Origin of the sequence: Actinomadura physcomitrii, from assembly GCF_008923205.2 — a bacterium.
GTDB lineage: Bacteria > Actinomycetota > Actinomycetes > Streptosporangiales > Streptosporangiaceae > Spirillospora > Spirillospora physcomitrii.
In genome coordinates this window covers 58,535-79,440 of record NZ_WBMS02000041.1, presented here as the reverse complement: position 1 = coordinate 79,440, position 20,906 = coordinate 58,535, and the positions used below count along the sequence as shown (strand labels likewise).

The following is a 20,906-nucleotide window of genomic DNA, read 5'->3' as shown; positions in this document are numbered from 1 at the left end:
GTTTTCCCCTTGAGTTGATCAGACCTCTTCGACACTGCTCGGCTCGCGCCGGGACAGGTCGATGCCGAGCTCCTCCGCGGCGCGGAAGACGTCCTCGTCGGTGTCGCGCATCTCGATGGACATGCCGTCGCTGGAGAGCACCTCGACGTTGAGGCAGAGCGACTGCATCTCCTTGATGAGCACCTTGAAGGACTCGGGAATGCCGGGCTCGGGGATGTTCTCGCCCTTGACGATGGCCTCGTACACCTTCACGCGGCCGAGCACGTCGTCGGACTTGATGGTCAGCAGCTCCTGGAGGGCGTAGGCGGCGCCGTACGCCTCCAGCGCCCACACCTCCATCTCACCGAAGCGCTGGCCGCCGAACTGGGCCTTACCGCCGAGCGGCTGCTGGGTGATCATGGAGTAGGGGCCGGTCGAGCGGGCGTGGATCTTGTCGTCGACCAGGTGGAGCAGCTTGAGGATGTAGATGTAGCCGACCGACAGCGCGTCCTTGTAGGGCTCGCCGGTGCGGCCGTCGAACAGCCTCGCCTTGCCGCCGGGGCCCACCATCCGGTTGCCGTCGCGGTTGGGCAGCGTGCTCTCGATCAGCCCGGTGACGTCGGTCTCGCGCGCGCCGTCGAACACCGGCGTCGCGGTGTTCGTCCACGGCGGAGCCTCGTCCGCGCCGATCTCCTTGAGCGCCCGCTTCCACTCGGCGTCGTCGCCCTCGACCTTCCAGCCGCGGGAGGCGACCCAGCCGAGGTGGGTCTCCAGCACCTGGCCGACGTTCATCCGGCCGGGCACGCCCAGCGGGTTGAGCACGATGTCGACCGGCGTCCCGTCCTCCAGGAACGGCATGTCCTCGACCGGGAGGATCTTGGAGATGACGCCCTTGTTGCCGTGCCGGCCGGCCAGCTTGTCGCCGTCGGTGATCTTGCGCTTCTGCGCCACGTACACCCGGACCAGCTCGTTCACGCCGGGCGGGAGCTCGTCGCCCTCGTCGCGGGAGAACACCCGGACGCCGATGACCTTGCCCTCTTCACCGTGCGGCACCTTCAGCGAGGTGTCGCGGACCTCGCGGGCCTTCTCGCCGAAGATCGCGCGCAGCAGCCGCTCCTCGGGGGTCAGCTCCGTCTCGCCCTTCGGCGTGACCTTGCCGACCAGGATGTCGCCGGGGACGACGTCCGCGCCGATGCGGATGATGCCGCGCTCGTCGAGGTCGGCCAGGACCTCCTCGGAGACGTTCGGGATGTCCCGGGTGATCTCCTCGGGGCCGAGCTTGGTGTCGCGGGCGTCGACCTCGTGCTCCTCGATGTGGATCGAGGAGAGGACGTCGTCCTGCACCAGCCGCTGGCTGAGGATGATCGCGTCCTCGTAGTTGTGGCCCTCCCACGGCATGAACGCCACGAGCAGGTTCTTACCGAGCGCCATCTCGCCGTTGTCGGTGCACGGGCCGTCGGCGATGACCTGCCCGAACTCGACCCGCTGGCCCTCGTCCACGATCGGCTTCTGGTTGAAGCAGGTGCCCTGGTTGGAGCGCTTGAACTTGGACACGCGGTAGGTCGTGCGGGTGCCGTCGTCGTTCATGACGGTCACGTAGTCGGCCGAGACCTCCTCGACGACGCCGGCCTTCTCTGCCGTGATCACGTCGCCGGCGTCAGTCGCCGCGCGGTACTCCATGCCGGTGCCGACCAGCGGCGCCTCGCTGCGCAGCAGCGGGACGGACTGGCGCTGCATGTTGGAGCCCATCAGCGCGCGGTTGGCGTCGTCGTGCTCCAGGAACGGGATCATCGCGGTCGCGACCGAGGTCATCTGTCGGGCCGAGACGTCCATGTACTGGACCTCGCGGGCCGGGACGAGCTCGATCTCGCCGCCCTTGCGGCGGACCAGGACGCGCTCGTCCTGGAAGGTGTTGTCCTCGTTGAGCAGGGAGTTGGCCTGCGCGATGACGAAGCGGTCCTCCTCGTCGGCGGTCAGGTAGTCGATCTGCTCGGTGACCCGGCCTTCCTCGACCTTGCGGTACGGGGTCTCGACGAACCCGAACGGGTTGACCCGGCCGAACGCGGCGAGCGAGCCGATCAGGCCGATGTTCGGGCCTTCCGGCGTCTCGATCGGGCACATGCGGCCGTAGTGCGACGGGTGGACGTCGCGGACCTCCATGCCGGCGCGCTCGCGGGACAGGCCGCCGGGGCCGAGGGCGTTCAGGCGGCGCTTGTGCGTCAGCCCGGCCAGCGGGTTGGTCTGGTCCATGAACTGCGACAGCTGGCTGGTGCCGAAGAACTCCTTGATGGAGGCGACGACCGGCCGGATGTTGATCAGCGTCTGCGGCGTGATCGCCTCGACGTCCTGGGTGGTCATCCGCTCGCGGACGACGCGCTCCATGCGGGCCAGGCCCAGCCGGACCTGGTTCTGGATGAGCTCGCCGACCGTGCGCAGGCGCCGGTTGCCGAAGTGGTCGATGTCGTCGACCTCGATCGGCACGGCGACGGCCCCGAGGGTGGCCTCCTCCTCGCCGGCGTGCAGCCGGACGAGGTACTCGATCGTGGCGACGATGTCGTCCTCGGTCAGGGTGCCCTGGCGCATGTCCAGGTCGAGGCCGAGCTTCTTGTTGATCTTGTAGCGGCCGACCTTGGCGACGTCGTACCGCTTGGGGTTGAAGTACAGGTTCTCCAGCAGGGTCTGCGCCGACTCGCGGGTCGGCGGCTCGCCCGGCCGCAGCTTGCGGTAGATGTCGAGGAGCGCGTCGTCCTGGCCGGAGGTGTGGTCCTTCTCCAGGGTGACGTTGATCGACTCGTAGGCGCCGAAGTGCTCGCGGATGCGGGCCTCATCCCAGCCGAGGGCCTTGAGCAGCACGGTGACCGGCTGCTTGCGCTTGCGGTCGATGCGCACGCCGACGTTGTCGCGCTTGTCGATCTCGAACTCGAGCCAGGCGCCGCGGCTCGGGATGACCCGGCAGCCGTAGATGTCCTTGTCGGACGCCTTGTCGAGGGCGCGGTCGAAGTACACGCCGGGCGAGCGGGTCAGCTGCGAGACCACGACGCGCTCGGTGCCGTTGATGATGAAGGTGCCCTTCGGGGTCATGAGCGGGAAGTCGCCCATGAAGACCGTCTGGCTCTTGATCTCACCGGTGGTGTTGTTGATGAACTCCGCCGTGACGAACAGCGGGGCGGAGTAGGTCATGTCCTTGTCCTTGCACTCCTCGACGGAGTACTTGGGCGGCTCGAACCGGTGGTCGCGGAACGACAGGGACATGGTCCCGGAGAAGTCCTCGATCGGACTGATCTCTTCGAAGATCTCCTCCAGCCCCGACTGGGTCGGGACGCTCTTACTTCCGGCCTTCTGGGCCGCCTCGACCCGGGCCTTCCACCTCTCATTGCCCAGCAGCCAGTCAACGGAGTTGGTCTGCAGAGCAAGGAGGTCCGGGACTTCGAGCGGCTCCTTGATGCGCGCGAAGGAGACGCGGTTCGGACCGGTTGCGGTATTCGAGGCGTTGCGCGAGGCTGCCAAGAGTGGTCCTTCCGAGGGCTCGCGGCGTAACTGACGACACGCACGCCAGACGATCCACGTCCAAGACCCGTGCGTTAGGGTCCAAAACGGACCCGCTCGGGAGTGCTCTCACACGTGGATAGTCAGAGGGCAGCGCAAAGGGGCAGTGTAGCCGACTGGTACACCGCTCGCAACTCTAGCGCCGCAGTATGCATCACGTTGCCATGGAGCATCGCCCCTCAGGGCCGCGCAGTCAAGAGCGGACTTGGACTTTTCGGGCTCTGACCTGCAGTGAGGAAGGCCATAGTTTAGGGGCCTGCGCAGCCCGTCGCGAAGCACCGGCACCTCGGGCACCGGCGCGCCCTCGGGCCCCGCCCGCCGCACCCCCGGGCACCCACGGGGGCGGCCACCCGGCGCTGGGGGGCCGCCCGAGGCTCCGTTCGCTCCGTTCGCTCCGTTCAGGTGCCGGCGGGGCCGCCGGCGGACGCCGTGCCGTCAGGAGATGACGTCGACCCTCTCGGCCAGCCACTTGCCGTGGACCTTGACCATGGTCATCTTCAGCCGCAGCGACTCCGGGAGCTGCTGCGTCTTGTCGTTCTTGGTGGCGGACGAGCGGTCGGCGTAGACCAGCGCCACGACCTTGTCGGGGGTCGCGCTGATCGCGCCCGTCTTCATCACCGTGGTCGTCCCGACGAGCTGCTGCGCGGTCGCCTGCGCCTTGAAGGACGGGATCTGCTTGACGTAGTCGTCGTGCAGCTTGCCCGTCGTCATCGCGGCGGCGGCCTTCGTGTCGGTGTCGATCGTCCGGTAGTCGTAGGACGACAGCTCCTGGGCGGCCTTGGACGCGGCCCACAGGCCGTTCTTGCGGGCGTCGTCGGTGGCGCTCTGCTTCTGCTGCTTGAGGAACAGCAGCGTCGACGCGGTGCCGAACGCCAGGACCAGGACGACCAGCACGGCGAGGAGGGCGAACCCGCCGGTGCCGAAGCGGCGGCGGGGCTCGTCGTCCTCGTCGTCCTCGTCCTCGTCGTCCTCGTCGTCTTCGTCGTCTTCGTCGTCGGCCTCCGCCTTGGAGTCCTCGTCGGTGTCGTCCTCGGTCGCGGGCTTCACGCCCGTCTCGACCTCGTCGACGTCGGCGGATGCCTCAGTGGGCGCTGAGTCGTCCACTGAGGGCTCGTCATCCTCAGGGGCGACTTCGGGAGCCTTCTTGGTGCGACGGGGCTTCACAGCCGTTTTGACGGCGCTCTGCGCCTTCGCGGGAGCCTCGTCGGCGTCCTCGACGCCCTCCGCGTCGTCGATGGTGTCCTCCGCGTCGTCGGCGGCGGCCGCCGCGTCGGCGGCGATCTGCGCCAGCCGCGCGGCCTCGCGGGCGCGCTCGGCCGCCTCCTCGGCGAGGCGCGCCGCCTCAGCGGCCTCCTCGGCCTTGGCGGCCTGCTCGGCGGCCGTGCGGGTGCGGCCCTCCCCGCCGCCCTTGCCCGACGCGCCGTTCTTGCCGGCGGCGCCGTCCTTGCGGGGGCCCTTGCCCTTCTCCGGTGCGGAGCGCTTGCCCCGGCCGAGCATGGTCACGGGACCACCTCCAGATCGGAAACGAGCCAGCGGTCACCGACCCGGCTGAGTTCCATCAGGTACCGGTAGGCGCGCGGGGCACCGTCCTTCACCTTGGGGTTGGTGACGGTCCCGTTGAGGGAGACCATCACCTCGGCGGAGTCGCCGTCCATGGACACGACCCCCGCCTCGACCTGGCTGACGGTCGACTTCGCCTGCGTCTGGCTCAGCGTGCCGAGCAGCGTCTTGGACTGCGAGGACAGCTTGTTCTTCAGGTTGCCGGTGGTGCCCGCGACGATCCGGTCGAGGTCCTTCTGCGCCGACGAGGCGCTGATCGTCATCAGGTTGACGCCCATCTGGCGGGCCGACTGCGTCGCCTTGGCGCGCTGGTCGGCGGCGTCCTCGCCGTGGTACACGCGGACGGAGTAGACGCCGGTGAATACGGCGAGGGCGGCGGCGAGCACGCCGAGGACGAGCGTGGCGATCTGCGGCGAGAGGCGTCTCATCGGCCCCGCCTCACTGGCTCAGGGGTCCGAGCATGAGCCACTTCCACGAGGAATCTCCCAACTCACGATTGCCGGCGGTCCGTGGCATGACGTACTTCTTGCCGTCCGGGCCGTAGACCGCGCCCGTCGACGGATCGTATCCAGCGAATTCCACTGAATTGGCCGGATACGACAGGTACAGCCGACCATTCGACAGCTCGCCGGTCGGGGCGGCCGCGGCAGCGGCGGCCTTGCCGTTCGCGGAGCCGTCGCCGGAGCTCCCGCCCTTGCCCTTCGCCTCGGACGAGCCGGAGCCGGAACCCGAGCCCGTCCCGTTCGCGCCGCCCGCGGGGAACCCCGCGCCGGCGGTGGCGCCCGGGGGCAGCTGCGGGACGGGCGTGAGCTCGTCCTGCGGGAAGTTGCGGGCGCCGCGCACGGCGGTGGACGCGTTGTGCGGCGCCTTGCAGCCGACGTTCAGCGGCGGGTTGCGCAGCGAGGTGTCCTGCGGCCAGCGGTGCTTCACGCCCTCGTAGCCCTTGGTGCACGCGGGCGGCGAGCTGAAGTTCAGGTCGAGGCCGAGGTGCTGGGTGCCGTCGCCGGGGGTGACGGTGAACGCGCCCGCCACCTCGACCGGGTAGAGGATGAACAGCGACCGCAGGCCCGCCTGCCGGGAGGTGAGGACCTGCCCGGTGGTGGACAGGTTCGCCAGCAGCGTCGGCAGCGTCGGGGCCAGCTGGTCGATGGCCTTGTGGGTCTGGTCGACGGCGGCCGGGGCGTTGTCGATCGTCTTGCGCAGGGCCGGGTCGTCCTTGCGCAGCGAGGCGGTGAAGTCGTTGAGGTTGCGGGCGAAGCCGCGGATGTTGGCGGCCTCGCTGCGCTGGGTGTCCAGCACCGTCACGCTGTTGTCGAGCAGCTGCTTGGTGTCGGGGTAGGCCTGGTTCGCGGTCTGCAGCAGCCGGTGCGTGTCGTCCAGGATCGACTGCAGGTCCGACGCGGAGCCGTTGAACGCCTTGTCCAGCTCGTCGACGATGGTGCCGAGATCCTTGGTGTTCACCGACCCGACGAGCTGGTCGACGTTGCGCAGCAGCTCCTCGGTGCGGACCGGCAGCGAGGTCATGCTCGCCGGGATGGTGTACGGGCTGCCCTGGTCGAGGTAGGGGCCGGTCTTCTTGGTCGGCTCCAGGTCGATGTACTGCTCGCCGACCGCGGACCGGTTCGCGACGATCGCCTTGGTTCCGTCGCGCGGGATCCGCTTGCCGCGGTCGAGCTGCAGCTTGACCCTGATGCCGTCCTTGGTGAGCGACATCGGGCCGACCCGGCCGACGGGGACGCCGCGGTAGGTGACCTCCGCGTTGGTGAACACGCCGCCGGAGTCGGTGAGGTCGACGTAGGCGGTGTACTGCTTGCCGAGCACCTGCCGGCCGACGCCGATGTAGTTCACCAGCACGATCGTCACGCCGACGATCGTGATCACCGCGAAGGCGATCAGCTGGATGATGACGCCGCGCTTGAGGATCACCAGAGGCCCCCCATCAGGGTCCGCAGACCGTCGTCGCCCGGGGCCGGGGCCAGCGCACCGGTCTTCGTGCCGCCGGCGCCCGCGGTCCCGGTCTTCTTGGCGCCCTTGGTCGGCGTCGGCGTGGGCGTGGTCGCGCCGGGCAGGCCCGGCAGCCCGCCGGTGCCGCCGCCGGACGACTGCGGCAGCGAACCGAGCGGCGAGTCGGGAAGGGTCACGTTGGGCACCTGCAGCATGTTGCGCATCTGCTTGCCGCTGCCGAGCTGGCTCTCCAGGTCGGTGCCGCCGAGCAGGTTCTGGGCGAGGTCGTTGAAGTCGAGGTCGACGGTGAGCTTCACGTTGCCGTAGTCGCCCTGGATGACGTTGGCGAAGGTCGGCGGGAACGGGAAGGTGATCAGCGACTGCAGCGCGTTCGGCAGGTCGGAGCCGGCCTTGTTCAGGTTGGCGAGGATCTTGTTCAGGTCCTTCAGGTTCGCCACGAGGTTCGCCTGCGACTTGTCGATCACGTCGGTGGTGGTGCGGCTGAGCTTGTCCAGCGCGACCAGCATCTTCGTCAGGTCGGCCCGGTTGCGCTTGAGGATCGTGATGGCCGGGCCGGTCTCGTCGATCGTGTCGGTGATCGTCTTGCGCTCGTCGGACAGCTTGCCGGTGAGCCGGTCGAGGCTGTCCAGCGCCCGGGTGATCGCGGCGCGGTTGGTGTCCAGCGTCCCGGCGAAGGTGTCGACCTGCTGCAGCACCGCGCGGATGGAGCCCTCGCGACCGCTCATCGCGGCCTGCAGCTCGTGGCTGATCGTGGCGACCTGCTGGATGCCGCCGCCGTTCAGCAGCATCGACATCGCCGACAGCACCTCTTCGATCTCGGTGCCCTGACTGGTGCGCGCCAGCGGGATCACGTCGCCGGACCCGAGCCGCCCGGTCGGCGCCTCCGTCGTCGGCGGCGACAGCTGGACGAACTTCTCGCCGAGCAGGCTCGTCTGGCTGATGGTCGCGGTCGCGTTGTCGGGCAGGTTCACGTCGCCGCGGACCTTGACGGTGACGACGGCGTGCCAGCCGGCGCTGCCGCCCGCGAGGTCGACCTTGGTGACCTTGCCGACGGACACGTCGTTGACCTTCACCACCGACTGCGGCACGAGGTCCAGCACGTTCGCGAACTCGATCTTCACGGTGCGGGGGTTCGAGCCGAGGTCGGGGCCGCCGGGCAGCGGCAGCGACGAGACGCCGTTGAACGAGCAGCCCGACAGCGCCGTGACGCCCGCGAGGGCGGCGGCGCCGAGCAGCTTCGTGCGCCGCGGCAGCGCCCGGCCCTTGCCCGCCGCGCCGGCCCTGCCAGCGGTGCCGGTCGCGGCCGTCGTAGCGCGCCTGCGGGGTGTCCTGCTCATCCGGCACCTCCGGGCAGCAGCGAGGTGATGCTCTTCGGGGCGTGCGCGTTCGCCGTGCTCGTCCCGGTCGTCTTCGAGGTCTTGGACGTCTTGGACGTCCCGGTGCTCTTCGACCCGCCGCGGCCACCCGGACCGTAGGCGTCCGGCGGGATCGGTACGGGGTCGTAGTGCGTGGTCAGCGCCGTGATCCAGGACAGGTCCAGGCTGACCCCGGCGAGCGCCTTGCCGATGCCGTTGTACGGCTTGACGAAGTCCAGGCACTGCTTGGCGGGCGTCCCGACCGAGTACGCCAGCGAGCACACCCAGTCGGCCAGGTCGTTGAACTGGCGGAAGTTGTCGCGGGTGTGGATCGTGCCGCTGATCGGGTCGTAGGCGCGGGCCAGGTTGTTGATGGCGAGCGGGCCCGCGGTCAGCACCTCGGCGAGCGCGTCCTTCTCCTTCACCAGCACGCCGGTGACCTGCGCGAGCTGCCGCACGTTCGACGACAGCTCGGTGCGGTTGTCCTTGATGAACTTCTGCACGTTCCGCAGCGTCGGGGCGAGGGTGTTGAGGGCCGCGCTCAGCTCCTCCTTCTCCCCGTCCAGCTGCCCTGACACCCCGTTCAGATGGGTGCTGAACGACCGGATCTGCTGGTCGTTGGCCTTCATCGTGTCGGTGATGACCCGCAGGTTCTTGATCGTCGTGGCGATGTCGCCGCGGTCGGTGCTGAGCGTGCTCAGCATCTGCGAGGTGTCGGCGATCGTCTGCCGGATGTCGTCGCCCTGCCCCTGCAGGTTCGCCGCGCCGACCTGCAGCAGCCGCGACAGCGATCCCTGCTGCTTGTCGGGGGTGGTGGCGTTGGCGCCCTGCGGGCCGAGGGCCTTGGTGAGGTCGTTCAGGCTGCCGCTGACCTCGTCCACCTCGACCGGCACCTGGGTGCGGCTGGTCATCAGCGTCGCGCCGTCCGCCAGCACGGGCCCGCCGGTGTAGGCGGGGGTCAGCTGGATGTAGCGGTCGGCGACCAGCGTCTGGTTGACGATGACGGCCTTGGCGTCCGCCGGGACCTTGTACTTGGCGTCCCACTTCAGCTCGACCTTCACCGCGTCGCCGACCGGCTTGACGCTGGTGACCTCGCCGACGGGGATGCCGAGGATGCGGACCTCGGCGCCCTTGTAGAGGCCGACGGTCTTGGTGAAGTACGCCGTCATGTGCCGCTGCTTGGGTTCCTGCAGGAGCAGGACGAGCGCGGCCGCAAGCACCGCGACGGCGAGGATCGCGCCGCCCAGGCGGAGTATCAAAGCGGAGTTACGCACGAGGGACCTGCCTGCTCACGGGAGGAAGGGCAACGGGTTGTCGCTGTTGTTGCCGGTACCGGTCTGGCCGCTCTTCTTGTTCTGGCCGCCGCCCTGGGTCGTGGTGCCCGTCCCGGTGCCCGTGCTCTTCGGGGCGTCCTGGATCGAGGCGGGGATCGGGATGAGGTTCTGGATGTAGGAGTCGAACCAGCGGCCAGTGCCGACGACGTCGGAGAACTGCCGGGCGTACGGCGCGAACAGCTGGATCGTCCGGTCCAGGTTGTCCTGGTTCTTCAGCAGGACCCTGTTGACCTTGGTGAGGTTGTCCAGCATCGGCTTCAGCTGCGCCTGGTTCTCGCTGATCAGCGCGTTCACCTGCTGCGACAGCGTGACCGTGTTGACCAGCAGCTGGTGGATCACCGCGCGGCGGGCCTGCACCGCCTGGAGCACCTTGTCGCCGTCCTGGACGAGCTTCGCGAAGTCCTGGTTGCGGTCGGCCAGCAGTTGCGAGACGTCCTTGGCCTTGCCGGCCAGCTCATGCAGCTGGTCGTCGCGGGACGCGACGGTGTCCGACAGCCGCCGCAGCCCCTGCAGGGACGCCTTCACCTCCGGCGGGGAGTTCTTGAAGGTGTCCGACAGGGTGTCGAAGGACTTGGCGAGCTGCACCGTGTCGATGTCGTTGACCCGCTGGCTCAGCTCGCTGATCGCCGGGACGACCTCGAACGGCGTGTGCGTGTACTGCACCGGGATGTTGCGGCCGAGCTTGCCGGTGCCGCGCGGGGTGAGCGCGAGGAAGTGCTGGCCGAGCAGCGTCTTGATCTTGATGTCGGCTTCCGTGCGGTCGCCGAGCTTCACGCCCTTGTCCACCTCGAAGGTGACCTTCACGCGGCCGTGGTCGAGGTCGAGGCCGGTGACCTTGCCGACCTTGACGCCGGCGATCCGGACCTCCTCCCCCGACTTCAGCCCCGCCGCCTCCTTGAACGTGGCGGTGTGCTCCGTGCCGCCGTTGACGAACGGGATGTTCCCGAGGTTCATCGCCAGCACGAGCGCCAGCACGATCACCGCGAACCCGGCGAGGGCGATGGGGACCGGGTTGCGCTCCCGGAACGGGATCCTCATCTACTTGCACCTCGCGTTCTCGTTCACGATCGCCGGCGTCTGGTAGACCGGTCCGCCCGGCAGCCGCACCCGCGCGTCGAGGCCGCAGATGTACATGTTGAACCAGGAGCCGTACTGGGAGATGCTGACCAGCTTCTGCAGCGTCTTCGGCGAGCCCTTCAGGGCCGAGTCGAGCTGGCCGCTGTTGGCGTCCAGGGTTCCGGTGAGCTGCTTCAGCCCGGCGATGTCGCTCTCGATCCCCGGCCGGGACTGCTTCAGCAGGCCCGCGGTCGTCCCGGTCAGCTGGTTGATCGCCGACACCGAGTCGAAGATCGCCTGCCGGTCGCCGGACACTCCGCTGACGAACCCGCGCAGGTCGGTGATCAGCTGCTCGACCTGCTGGTGCCGGTCGTCGATGGTGCCGAGCACGCTGTTCAGGTTGTCGATCACGTCGCCGATCACCTGGTCGCGGTCGGCGAGGGTGTTGGTCAGCGACGCCACGTGCGACAGCAGGCTGTTGACCGTCCCGCCCTCGCCCTGCAGCACCTGGACGATCTGGGTGGCGAGGGTGTTGACGTCCTTCGGCTCCAGCGCCTGGAACAGCGGGTGGAACCCGTTGAACAGCGCGGTCAGGTCGAGCGCCGGCTGGGTCTGCGCGACCGGGATGGTGCCGCCCGCCTTCAGGTAGGTGTTGGCCTGCCCGGCGCCGTCGCTCAGCGACAGGTACCGCTGCCCCATCAGGTTGCGGTAGCGGATCTGCGCCTGCGTGGACGCCGGCAGCCCCGCCTCGAACACGCCGCTCTTCTGGATGCTGAACGTCACCTGGGCCAGGTTGCCGTGGTAAAGCTTGATGCCCTTCACCTGGCCGACCCGGACGCCCGCGACGCGCACGTCGTCGTTGTCGAGCAGCCCGGTCGCGTCGGTGAAGATCGCCTTGTACTCGCGGGACGGCCCGAACCGGGCGTTGGAGATCGTCATCGCCAGCACGCCGGTGGCGAGCGCGGTGAGCACCACGAAGATGCCGAGCTTGACCGCGGCGCTGGTCGTCCTCACTTGATCGTCACCACCGATCCGCGCAGCAGCGGCCCGTACATCAGCGAGGCGACGTCGGAGACCTGGTCGGCGGGGGTCCGGGTCATCGGCCCCACAATGTTCTTGATCTTGTCGTTCTCGCTCATCGAGCCCGGGTCGACGAACACGTCGGAGATGCCGCGGCCGCGCGAGCCGCCACCGCCGTTCGGGTCATCGGGGTTCTTCCACCACAGGTCGTCCTGGGTGCCGTCCAGCGCCAGGTAGTCCGGCGAGGGCACCTTCGGGTTCGGCAGCCCGTAGCAGCGCGGGTTCCGCTGGTCCTTGGCCTCGGGCAGGTCCAGCGGGTACTTGTAGCCCGGCCGCGGCTTGACGATCTCGACGGTCAGGTTGAAGGTCTTGGACCCGTTGCCGCCCGCCACCCGCTCGGCCTCCGGCTGCAGCTTCACCAGCCCGGCGAACACGCACGGCAGCGACGGCGAGTACCGGGCGATCAGCGACAGCCCGGTGCGGCTGGCGATGTTCACCCCGACGATCTTCGGCGCGTTCTGCGTCATGAACGCGTCGCCGTCCTGCGCGAGCGCGGTCGTCGCCGGGATCAGCTGCTCGATCGTCGCCTTCTTGTCGGTGATCGTGCGGCTGGTCACGTTGATGTTGCGCAGCGTCTGCAGCAGGTCCGGCGCGGCCTGGTCGTAGACGTCGGACACGTCGGCGAGGCTGTGCAGGTCGTGCACCAGCGTCGGCAGCTCCGGGTTGACCTTCTTCAGCAGCGTGTTCGCCTCGTCGATGTCCTGGCCGATCTGGTCGCCGCGGCCCTGCAGCGCCGTCGCCAGCGCGTTCAGCGTGGTGTTCAGCTCCGCGGGCTTCACCGCCTGCAGCAGCGGAAGCAGGTCGTCCAGCACCTTGTTGATCTCGACGGCCTGCTGGGAGCGGTCCTGCTGGATCGTCATCCCGGCGCGCAGGCCCCGCGGGCCCGGCTGCTGCGGGATCTCCAGGTCGACGTACTTCTCGCCGAACAGCGTCTTCGGCAGCAGCCGCGCCTGCACGTTGTCCGGGATCAGCTTGGCCTTGCCCGGGTCCAGCGCGAGGTCGAGCGTCGCTCCGCTGCCGGTGACGTGGGTGCCGCGGACCTCGCCGACGATGATGCCGCGGACCTTCACGTCCGCGTGCGGCAGCAGCTGCAGCCCGGCCCGCTCCGTCGCGACCTTGACGTTCGTCACCGGGGTGAACCACTTGTTGTAGAACGCCACGGTCAGCGCCAGCAGCAGCACGATCACCAGGACCATCGCCAGCCCGAGCACGCGGTAGCGCATGCGTTCGCTCATGACCGGTTCCTCTCGATCACAGCCCGGTCACCCCGCGATCCGGACGCCGGTGCTGGTGCCCCAGATGGCCATGCCGAGCAGCAGGTCCGCCACGTTGATCACCACGATGCTGGTGCGGACCGCGCGGCCCACCGCGATGCCGACGCCGGCGGGGCCGCCGCTGGCGTTGTAGCCGTAGTAGCAGTGGATCAGCATCACCAGCACCGAGAAGATGATCACCTTGCCGAACGACCAGTAGATGTCGTGCGGCGGCAGGAACAGGTGGAAGTAGTGGTCGTAGGTGCCGGACGACTGGCCGTAGAACATCGTCACGATCACCCGCGTCGCGCCGTAGGAGGCGAGCAGGCCCACCACGTACAGCGGGATCACCGCGACCATCCCCGCGATCATCCGGGTGGTGACCAGGAACGGCATCGACGGGACCGCCATCACCTCGAGCGCGTCGATCTCGTCGGAGATCCGCATCGCGCCGAGCTGCGCGGTGAACCCGCAGCCGACCGTCGCCGACAGCGCGAGCGCCGACACCAGCGGCGCGATCTCGCGGGTGTTGAAGTAGGAGGCGATGAAGCCGGTGAACGCGGCGGTGCCGATCTGGTCGAGGGACTCGTAGCCCTCCAGGCCGACCTGGCTGCCGGTGAAGAACGTCATGAACCCGACGATCACCACCGAGCCGCCGATCACCGCGAGCCCGCCGGTGCCGAGGCTCACCTCGGCCAGCAGCCGCAGCACCTCGGTCCGGTAGCGGCGCAGCACCCGGAACGTCCACGCGAACGCGCGGACGTAGAACGACATCTGGTGGCCGAAGTCGTCCAGCCGCTCCAGGGGCGCGTTCACCGCCCGGTTGACGGCCCTGCCCGCCTTGGTAGGGGCCGCCATCACATGCCCTTCGCCGGAACGAACTGGGTGTACAGCGTCGAGATGATGAAGTTCTCGACGAACAGCAGCATGAAGGTGATGACGACGGTCTGGTTGACCGCGTCGCCGACGCCCTTCGGGCCGCCCTTGGCGTTCAGGCCCTTGTAGGCCGCGACGAGCCCGGCGGTGATGCCGAACACGAACGCCTTGATCTCCGCCTGCACGAGGTCGGGTAGCTGCGCGATCGCGTTGAACGAGGCGAGGTAGGCGCCCGGCGTGCCGTCCTGCAGCACGACGTTGAAGAAGTAGCCGCCGAGCAGGCCGACCACCGACACCAGGCCGTTCAGGAACAGCGCGACGAACGCGCACGCGAGGGTGCGCGGCACCACGAGGCGCTGCAGCGGGTTGATGCCGAGCACCTCCATGGCGTCGATCTCCTCGCGGATCTTGCGGGAGCCGATGTCGGCGCACATCGCCGACCCCGCGGCGCCCGCGACCAGCAGCGAGGTGACCAGCGGGCTGGCCTCGCGGACGATCGCGACCACCGCGGTCGCACCGGTGTAGGACTGCGCGCCGAGCTGCCGGATGAGCCCGCCGACCTGCAGCGACAGCACGCCGCCGAACGGGATGGCGACCAGCATCGTGGGGACGACGGTGACGCTGACGATGAACCAGGCCTGCTCGATGAACTCGCGCCATTGGAAGGGCGGGCGGAACAGCTGCCGCGCCGTGTCCAGGCACAGGGCGAAGAACCGGCCGGGTTCCCGGATCGCGACGTTGGCCGCGCCGTCCCCGATCTTGCGGAGCGTGCCGGAGGAGCCTCCGGCCCGCCTGCCCCCTCGCTGGTCCGCGCCGATACCAGGGGTGGACATCAGTACGCCGCACCTCCGGGCGCGCCGGGCGGCGGGTTGCCGGGGAACATGCCGGGGCCGCCCGGGCCGGCGGGCGGCGGGCCCGCGGGCGGCGGTCCGCCCGGGGCCGCCGGGGCGGCGGCCGCGCCGGCGGACATGGACGCCACGTACCGCGGCCACTCCTCCACCCAGTTGCGGCCGAGGTCGTCGATGAACGACCCGGGCGGCGGCGTGACGCCGTGCGCGGCGCACCAGGCGCCGGGGGCGTGCATGCCGGCCCGCAGCATCCCGTTGCTGGGCATCTGCTGCGGCGGGATGGGGGGCAGCTTGCCGGAGTCCAGGCCCATCTTCGACTCGGCCTCGAGCTCGGAGGCGTCCTTCTCCTCCGACATGCCGATCGGGCCGATCTTGCTGGCGTTGAGGAACTGCCGGACGACCGGCTCCTCGCTGGACAGCAGCATCTCCCGCGGCCCGAACATCGCCAGGTGCCGCTGGTACAGCAGGCCGATGTTGTCGGGGATGGTGCGGGCGGTGTTGATGTCGTGGGTGACGATCAGGAACGTCGCGTTGAGCTGCGCGTTCAGGTCGATGAACACCTGGTTCAGGAACGCGGTGCGGACCGGGTCGAGGCCGGAGTCCGGCTCGTCGATCAGCAGGATCTCGGGGTCCAGCACGAGGGCGCGGGCGAGGCCGGCGCGCTTTTTCATACCGCCGGAGATCTCGCCGGGCAGCTTGTACTCGGCGCCGAGGAGGCCGACCATCTCCATCTTCTCGAGGACGATGCGCTTGACCTCGGACTCGGACTTCTTGGTGTGCTCGCGCAGCGGGAAGGCGATGTTGTCGAACAGGTTCATCGAGCCGAACAGCGCGCCGTCCTGGAACAGCACGCCGAACAGCTTGCGGGTCTCGTAGAGCTGCGACTCGGGCAGGTAGGGAAGGTCCTTGTCGCCGATCCAGATGTGGCCGCGGTTCGGCTTGAGCAGGCCGACGAGGGACTTCAGGAACACCGACTTGCCGGTACCGGACGGGCCCAGAAGAACGGAGATCTCACCTGCGGGGATGGTCAGCGACACGTCCTGCCAGATCACCTGGCGGCCGAAGGACTTGGTCAGGCCCTCGACTCTGATCTCGACGCCCACTCGTCACCTTTCGTCCAGGCCGGGGGGAATCCCGAACCAATGAGCGAGTAGCACTCTGGCTCTGTCTGCCCGTCACACCTCGTGTCCGTCTCGTTGCTACCGCCCGGTAGCCGTGACGGGTGCCACTACCGTAGCGGCCCCCCGTCCAAATGGAAGGGGTTCCGCCCCAGATCAGCGGCAAAATCCGACGTCGTAAGACAATCGTTACTTACAGGGCCCTATGAGACTAGTGGTCCAAGAACCGGCGCCTCAAGCGGGGGGTGCGGCAGCGCACTGCGACCACCGGCCGGGACAGGAGCGGCCGGGTGTGGCCACAGCGCCAGAACGGGACGCTACGCCGCCCGCCGACTACCGCACAACCCGCCCCGGCACACGCTTTTCCCGGACCCTTTATCACTCGCCCACAGGAAAATCGGCCCGGAACGGGTTCTCCCTTGCACGTCCGCGACAACCCCGTCCGGTCCCTGCGCCGGCGGCACCTCGTCCACCTGCACAGGCGCCCGGCACGACGAAAGAAGAGGCGGCCGCCCCACCCGCAGGTGGGACGGCCGCCTCGAAAGAGCAGCGGAGCCGCGCGGCCCCGGACGCTCCGGAGCGCCTTACTTGACGGTGACCGTCGCGCCGGCCTTCTCCAGGGCCTCCTTGGCCTTGTCGGCCGTCTCCTTGTTGACCTTCTCGAGCAGCGGCTTCGGCGCGCCGTCGACCAGGTCCTTGGCCTCCTTGAGGCCGAGGCTCGTCAGCGTGCGAACCTCCTTGATGACCTGGATCTTCTTGTCGCCGGCGCCCTCGAGGATGACGTCGAACTCGTCCTGCGCGGCGGCCTCCTCGCCACCGCCGGCGGCACCGGCGGCGGGGGCGGCGGCCACGGCCGCGACGGGCGCGGCGGCCTTGACGTCGAAGACGTCCTCGAACTGCTTCACGAAGTCGGACAGCTCGAGGAGGGTCATCTCCTTGAACGCGTCGAGCAGCTCGTCGGTGCTGAGCTTCGCCATGATGTTTCCTCCGCTATGGCTTAACGATCTGGGGTCTTACGGGGAACCGCGGGGTGCCTACTCGGCGGGTGCCTCGTCGGCGGCCTCGGCGGCCGGCGCGTCGGCGGGGGCCTCGGCGGTCTCGCCGCCGGCCTCGCGCTTGGCGCGCAGCGCCTCGGCGAGCTGGGCCGCCTGCGTCGGCAGGGCGTTGAAGAGCGCGGCCGCGTTGGCCATGGAGCCCTTCATCGCGCCGGCCAGCTTGGCCAGCAGGACCTCGCGGGACTCGAGGTCCGCCAGCCGGGTGATCTCCGCGGCGTCCATCGACTTGCCGTCGATGAAGCCGCCCTTGATCACCAGCAGCGGGTTGGCCTTGGCGAAGTCACGCAGGCCCTTGGCGGCCTCGACCACGTCGCCGCGGACGAACGCGATGGCCGACGGGCCTTCGAGCAGGTCGCGGAACTGCTCGTCGACACCGGCCTCGTTCGCGGCTCGCTTGGTCAGCGTGTTCTTCACCACGGCGAACTTCGCGGTCTCGCCGAGGTTGGTGCGCAGCTCCTTCAGCTGCGCCACCGTCAGCCCGCGGTACTCGGTCAGCACGGCGCCGTTGGAGCTCTCGAACTCGCTCTTGAGCTCGGCGATCGCCGCGGCCTTCTCGGCCTTGGCCATGTGGCCTCCTTCCGATTACCTGGGTGGTCACGATCCGCGCCCGGCCCTCGCGGGTCGGGCACCGATCCACCAAAAAACGCCCCGGCGCAGGTGTGCACGGGGCGTCATGCCAGGCCCGGGAAGGCCAAGCGGAAGGCTCACGTCTCACCTACGCAGGCCGCCCGAACGGATCGGGACCTTCGGCCGTCCCTCAGGGAACGGCGACCGGCGGTCTTCGGCAGACAACAGAGTACGTGCCGGAGCGGCGCGAGGCCAAATCGGCGGAGGGCCGCGCCGGTCGCCGGCGCGGCCCTCCGTGCGGCGTTCCCGGTCAGGCGCCCGGGGTGAGGCCGGTGCCCATGCCCTTCATCAGCGCGCCGAAGTCGGTGACCTCGCTCACCGGCGGCGCGGTGACCTGCACCGGCTTGCCGAAGTCGCGGTAGCTGGTGGTGATCGTCATGACGCCGGCGGCCGTCTGGCCGGTCTTCATCGTCATCTTGCGGGGCAGCTGCTGCCCGTCGACCCACAGGTCGAAGTGCATGTCGCCGTTCATGCCGGACTTCGCCAGGCTCTTCTCGTAGGCCTGCCGCTGGTCGGCGGGGAGCTTGGCGACCGCGTCCGCCATCCGGTAGGTGCCGGTGAAGTGCGTGGTCTGGACGCCGTTCACCGTCTCCTTGCCGACCTCGCGGGCGTCCTTCGACGCCGTCAGCATCTTGGTGTTCTGCACCGGGTCCATCTGCTGCGACTGCTGGAGCAGCTGGTCCATGTTCAGGCCGGACTTCGCGCCGACCTCGGCCAGCGACATCTTCACCCAGGTCTTCGCGGACGCGCCGCCGCCGAGCTGCGCCAGCTGCGGGATCTTCATGTAGATGGTGCGGTCGACCAGGACCTCCTTGATGCCGCCCATCGACTTGCCGCCGACCGACATGGAGTCGAAGTTCATGCTGAACGCCAGGTCGGGCTTCGTCCGGTACTGCATCGTGCCGGACATGTCGATGTCGCCGGTGGCGGAGCCGGTCGACGTCATCGACATGTCGGCCTGGAAGGAGTTGATCTGGCCGGTCTTCTGGGCCGTCTTGCCGAGCACCTGCGCGGCGGTCAGCTTGATGTTCTTACCGGCGTTGTCCACCTTGTTGCCGGCGTCGCCCAGACAGCCGGTCAGCGCGAGGGCGAGGCCGGCGGCGGCCGCCGTGCCCGCGGCGAAGCGTCGGATCATGGGGGGAATCTCCTCGGTCTGCGTCGTGGTGCCCGGACGCTCGGACCGGACTCTGATTGAGACGCAGAGGAGACTAGTGGGGTTCAATCCGCCCCGTGATGCCCGGTGTGCCGCGAGACGTCAGTTGCCGCCGAGCAGGGAGCCGAGCGACACGGTGCCGACCTGGTCGGACGGCGGCGGGTTGACCCCGAACGACTTGCCGTAGTCGCTGTAGAGCACCGTCACCGAGCCGCTGTCGCCCTGTTTGTCGGACGCCTTGGACACGAGCTTGCGGGGCAGGTTGCTCCCGTCCGTCCACAGATCGAAGTTGATCTTGCCGTTGGCGTGGTCCTTCGGCAGCCAGCCGTCGACCTTCGCGCGGGTCTGCGCGTCGAGCCGGTTCAGCGCGTCCTGGACGGTGACCGTGCCGGCGTAGTGCACGGTCTTCACGCCGTCGATCGTCTCGGTGCCGACCCGGTGGGCGTCCTTGGAGCCGGTGAACATCTTGGTCTGCTCGGCCGGGTTGACCTTCTCGACCTGGTTCACGAGGCCCTGCACGTCGAAGCCGGTGCGCTGGGACACCTGGTTCACGTCGATCTTCACCCACGGCTTGCCGCCGCTGACGAACTGGGCGAGCTGCGGCACCTTGGCGTACAGCGTGTTGTCGGTGAAGATCGCCTGGCCCTTGGCGCCCGGGACGGTCTGCCCGTTGTGGGTCACGTCGTCGAGCTGCGCGCTGAACTTCAGCGTCGGCTTGAGCCGGAACTGGCCGGTCGCGTGGATCTTCCCGGAGTCCGAGCCGGAGCCGGTGACGGTCAGGTCGGCCTTGAAGGTGTCCGACTGCGCGGTCTTCTGTGAGGATTTCAGCAGCGCCTCGTTGGCGCTCAGCTTCATGTTCGCGTTCGAGCCCGACCCGTCCCCGTTGCACCCGGACAGGAGGAGCGCGGCGCCCACGGCGGTGCCTCCGGCGGCCACTACCAGTCGTCGGTTCATGAGGATTCGGCCTCCCTTGTCGCCCTGCTGGTGTTCCCCAGTCTGTCGGGGCGCTAACGGCGCTACATCCCCCGGTGGTACGAACGGCACCCACTGCGGTACGACCATCGGCGTACCCCGCACATGGCCGAACGGACGTGTTCCAGAGCGCGCGCGGCGGGCGACCCCGGAAGCGTGTCAGCGGCGTTTCGGGAGCGTGTCAGCGGTAGGAGCCGAACGTCATCGAGCCGTCGAAGGTGCCGTCGGGCGCCTTCGCGGACAGCCCGATCGACGCGGGCCTGTCCTGCGCGCCCGACCACAGGTCGAGGGAGACGCCGACGTCGTCGGGGATCGCCTTGCGGACCTCATCCGCGGCCTCCTTCGGCAGCAGCCCGTACACGCTGCCCATCAGCGCCTGCGCGAGGTAGTGGGTGCGGCCGCTCGCGTCCGGGCCGGTCACCACGTTGCCGGGCACGCTCCGGATGATGTAGGTGAACTGCCGCGGGTCGGAGCCGGTCCGCAGCTTCTCCAACTGCGCGGCGCTGAGCTTGGACTTCGTCCACTTCTCGCCGTCGAACCCGGACAGCGTGGCGCCGCTGATGACCACCTTCTGGGTGATCTTGCTGAGCGTGCCGTCCTTCATCGTCTGGGTGACGCCGACCGCGTTCATCGAGAACGACGGCCACAGGCTGATCTTCGCCGTCTCGTTCGCCACCTTGTAGTCGCCGCCCGTCCCGAACGTCACCTTCACGCTCGTCTTGCGGACGAACGACTTCAGCTCGGGGCCCGGCTTCGGCGACGGGTTCGCGGCGGTGCCGCCCGTTCCGGCCGCCGGCGCGCCCGGCGTGCCGGCGCCCGCGCCGCCGCCGGTCCCGGTGCCCGAGCCCGGGACGCCGGACGCGGACGGCGTGACCGCACCGGACGCCGCGCTGTTCGGGTTCGCCGGGTCCGCCTGCGCCAGCTGCGCGCTCGGCGGCAGGTCGCCGGAGTCCTTGGACGCCATGACGCCCGTCTTCACCGCCATCAGGATCGCGGTGGGCACGACGGCCACGGCCGTGACGGCGGAGACGGCGATGATCCGGTCGGTTCGGCGCTTCACGGGGACGATTGAACACCAAGCACACCAATCACAACAAAACAATCCGTCCAATAGTTCTGGCCTGATCCG

At 69.1% G+C, this 20,906-nt stretch carries 17 protein-coding genes; all 17 read right to left on the bottom strand.

Annotated elements, in window-relative coordinates:
• Positions 1-18: 18 nt before the first annotated feature.
• Positions 19-3,486 carry a DNA-directed RNA polymerase subunit beta gene (gene rpoB, locus F8568_RS36655; RefSeq protein WP_151598224.1) on the bottom strand — a complete coding sequence of 1,156 codons (3,468 nt, stop codon included), beginning with the start codon at positions 3,484-3,486 and terminating at the stop codon, positions 19-21.
• 474 nt (positions 3,487-3,960) lie between these two features.
• Complete coding sequence (locus F8568_RS36650; RefSeq protein WP_151598223.1) at positions 3,961-5,028, bottom strand: hypothetical protein; 1,068 nt, start codon at positions 5,026-5,028, stop codon at positions 3,961-3,963.
• Entirely contained in the window at positions 5,025-5,513 is a 489-nt protein-coding gene (locus F8568_RS36645; protein WP_151598222.1) for a hypothetical protein, read from the bottom strand. The genes F8568_RS36650 and F8568_RS36645 overlap by 4 nt, the downstream gene beginning before the upstream one ends.
• Positions 5,514-5,523: 10 nt before the next feature.
• A complete protein-coding gene (locus F8568_RS36640; protein WP_151598221.1) occupies positions 5,524-7,011 on the bottom strand; it encodes an MCE family protein in 1,488 nt (495 codons plus the stop codon).
• Positions 7,008-8,387, bottom strand: coding sequence for an MCE family protein (locus F8568_RS36635; RefSeq protein WP_151598220.1), 1,380 nt, complete (start codon positions 8,385-8,387; stop codon positions 7,008-7,010). The genes F8568_RS36640 and F8568_RS36635 overlap by 4 nt, the downstream gene beginning before the upstream one ends.
• Positions 8,384-9,679 carry an MCE family protein gene (locus F8568_RS36630; protein WP_328601181.1) on the bottom strand — a complete coding sequence of 432 codons (1,296 nt, stop codon included), beginning with the start codon at positions 9,677-9,679 and terminating at the stop codon, positions 8,384-8,386. Before F8568_RS36630 ends, F8568_RS36635 begins: the two co-directional genes overlap by 4 nt.
• 15 nt (positions 9,680-9,694) lie before the next feature.
• A complete protein-coding gene (locus F8568_RS36625) occupies positions 9,695-10,777 on the bottom strand; it encodes an MCE family protein (protein WP_151598219.1) in 1,083 nt (360 codons plus the stop codon).
• Entirely contained in the window at positions 10,778-11,809 is a 1,032-nt protein-coding gene (locus tag F8568_RS36620; protein WP_151598218.1) for an MCE family protein, read from the bottom strand.
• The gene (locus tag F8568_RS36615) at positions 11,806-13,110 is read right to left on the bottom strand and encodes an MCE family protein (RefSeq protein ID WP_236009851.1); all 1,305 of its coding nucleotides are present in this window, start codon (positions 13,108-13,110) and stop codon (positions 11,806-11,808) included. Before F8568_RS36615 ends, F8568_RS36620 begins: the two co-directional genes overlap by 4 nt.
• Before the next feature lie 27 nt (positions 13,111-13,137).
• Entirely contained in the window at positions 13,138-13,986 is an 849-nt protein-coding gene (locus F8568_RS36610; protein ID WP_151598217.1) for an MlaE family ABC transporter permease, read from the bottom strand.
• A complete protein-coding gene (locus tag F8568_RS36605; protein ID WP_151598216.1) occupies positions 13,986-14,837 on the bottom strand; it encodes an MlaE family ABC transporter permease in 852 nt (283 codons plus the stop codon). The genes F8568_RS36610 and F8568_RS36605 overlap by 1 nt, the downstream gene beginning before the upstream one ends.
• The gene (locus F8568_RS36600; protein WP_151598215.1) at positions 14,837-15,955 is read right to left on the bottom strand and encodes an ABC transporter ATP-binding protein; all 1,119 of its coding nucleotides are present in this window, start codon (positions 15,953-15,955) and stop codon (positions 14,837-14,839) included. Before F8568_RS36600 ends, F8568_RS36605 begins: the two co-directional genes overlap by 1 nt.
• 599 nt (positions 15,956-16,554) lie before the next feature.
• On the bottom strand, positions 16,555-16,947 hold the full coding sequence (gene rplL, locus F8568_RS36595) for a 50S ribosomal protein L7/L12 (RefSeq protein ID WP_151540396.1): 393 nt from the start codon (positions 16,945-16,947) through the stop codon (positions 16,555-16,557).
• 57 nt (positions 16,948-17,004) lie between these two features.
• Complete coding sequence (gene rplJ / locus F8568_RS36590; protein ID WP_151598214.1) at positions 17,005-17,592, bottom strand: 50S ribosomal protein L10; 588 nt, start codon at positions 17,590-17,592, stop codon at positions 17,005-17,007.
• A 310-nt stretch (positions 17,593-17,902) separates the two neighbouring features.
• The gene (locus tag F8568_RS36585; RefSeq protein WP_151598213.1) at positions 17,903-18,787 is read right to left on the bottom strand and encodes a LolA-like protein; all 885 of its coding nucleotides are present in this window, start codon (positions 18,785-18,787) and stop codon (positions 17,903-17,905) included.
• Positions 18,788-18,907: 120 nt separating this feature from the next.
• Positions 18,908-19,759 carry a LolA-like protein gene (locus F8568_RS36580; protein ID WP_151598212.1) on the bottom strand — a complete coding sequence of 284 codons (852 nt, stop codon included), beginning with the start codon at positions 19,757-19,759 and terminating at the stop codon, positions 18,908-18,910.
• Positions 19,760-19,958: 199 nt separating this feature from the next.
• Positions 19,959-20,837 carry a hypothetical protein gene (locus F8568_RS36575; protein WP_160573894.1) on the bottom strand — a complete coding sequence of 293 codons (879 nt, stop codon included), beginning with the start codon at positions 20,835-20,837 and terminating at the stop codon, positions 19,959-19,961.
• Positions 20,838-20,906: the final 69 nt, after the last annotated feature.

Bases quoted from the DNA above. Each gene is read 5' to 3' on its own strand.
- rplJ (WP_151598214.1), bottom strand. From the start codon at position 17,592: ATGGCCAAGGCCGAGAAGGCCGCGGCGATCGCCGAGCTCAAGAGCGAG.
- F8568_RS36605 (WP_151598216.1), bottom strand. From the start codon at position 14,837: ATGTCCACCCCTGGTATCGGCGCGGACCAGCGAGGGGGCAGGCGGGCC.
- F8568_RS36580 (WP_151598212.1), bottom strand. From the start codon at position 19,759: ATGAACCGACGACTGGTAGTGGCCGCCGGAGGCACCGCCGTGGGCGCC.
- F8568_RS36610 (WP_151598217.1), bottom strand. From the start codon at position 13,986: ATGGCGGCCCCTACCAAGGCGGGCAGGGCCGTCAACCGGGCGGTGAAC.
- F8568_RS36625 (WP_151598219.1), bottom strand. From the start codon at position 10,777: ATGAGGATCCCGTTCCGGGAGCGCAACCCGGTCCCCATCGCCCTCGCC.
- F8568_RS36615 (WP_236009851.1), bottom strand. From the start codon at position 13,110: ATGAGCGAACGCATGCGCTACCGCGTGCTCGGGCTGGCGATGGTCCTG.
- F8568_RS36645 (WP_151598222.1), bottom strand. From the start codon at position 5,513: ATGAGACGCCTCTCGCCGCAGATCGCCACGCTCGTCCTCGGCGTGCTC.
- F8568_RS36635 (WP_151598220.1), bottom strand. From the start codon at position 8,387: ATGAGCAGGACACCCCGCAGGCGCGCTACGACGGCCGCGACCGGCACC.
- F8568_RS36585 (WP_151598213.1), bottom strand. From the start codon at position 18,787: ATGATCCGACGCTTCGCCGCGGGCACGGCGGCCGCCGCCGGCCTCGCC.
- rplL (WP_151540396.1), bottom strand. From the start codon at position 16,947: ATGGCGAAGCTCAGCACCGACGAGCTGCTCGACGCGTTCAAGGAGATG.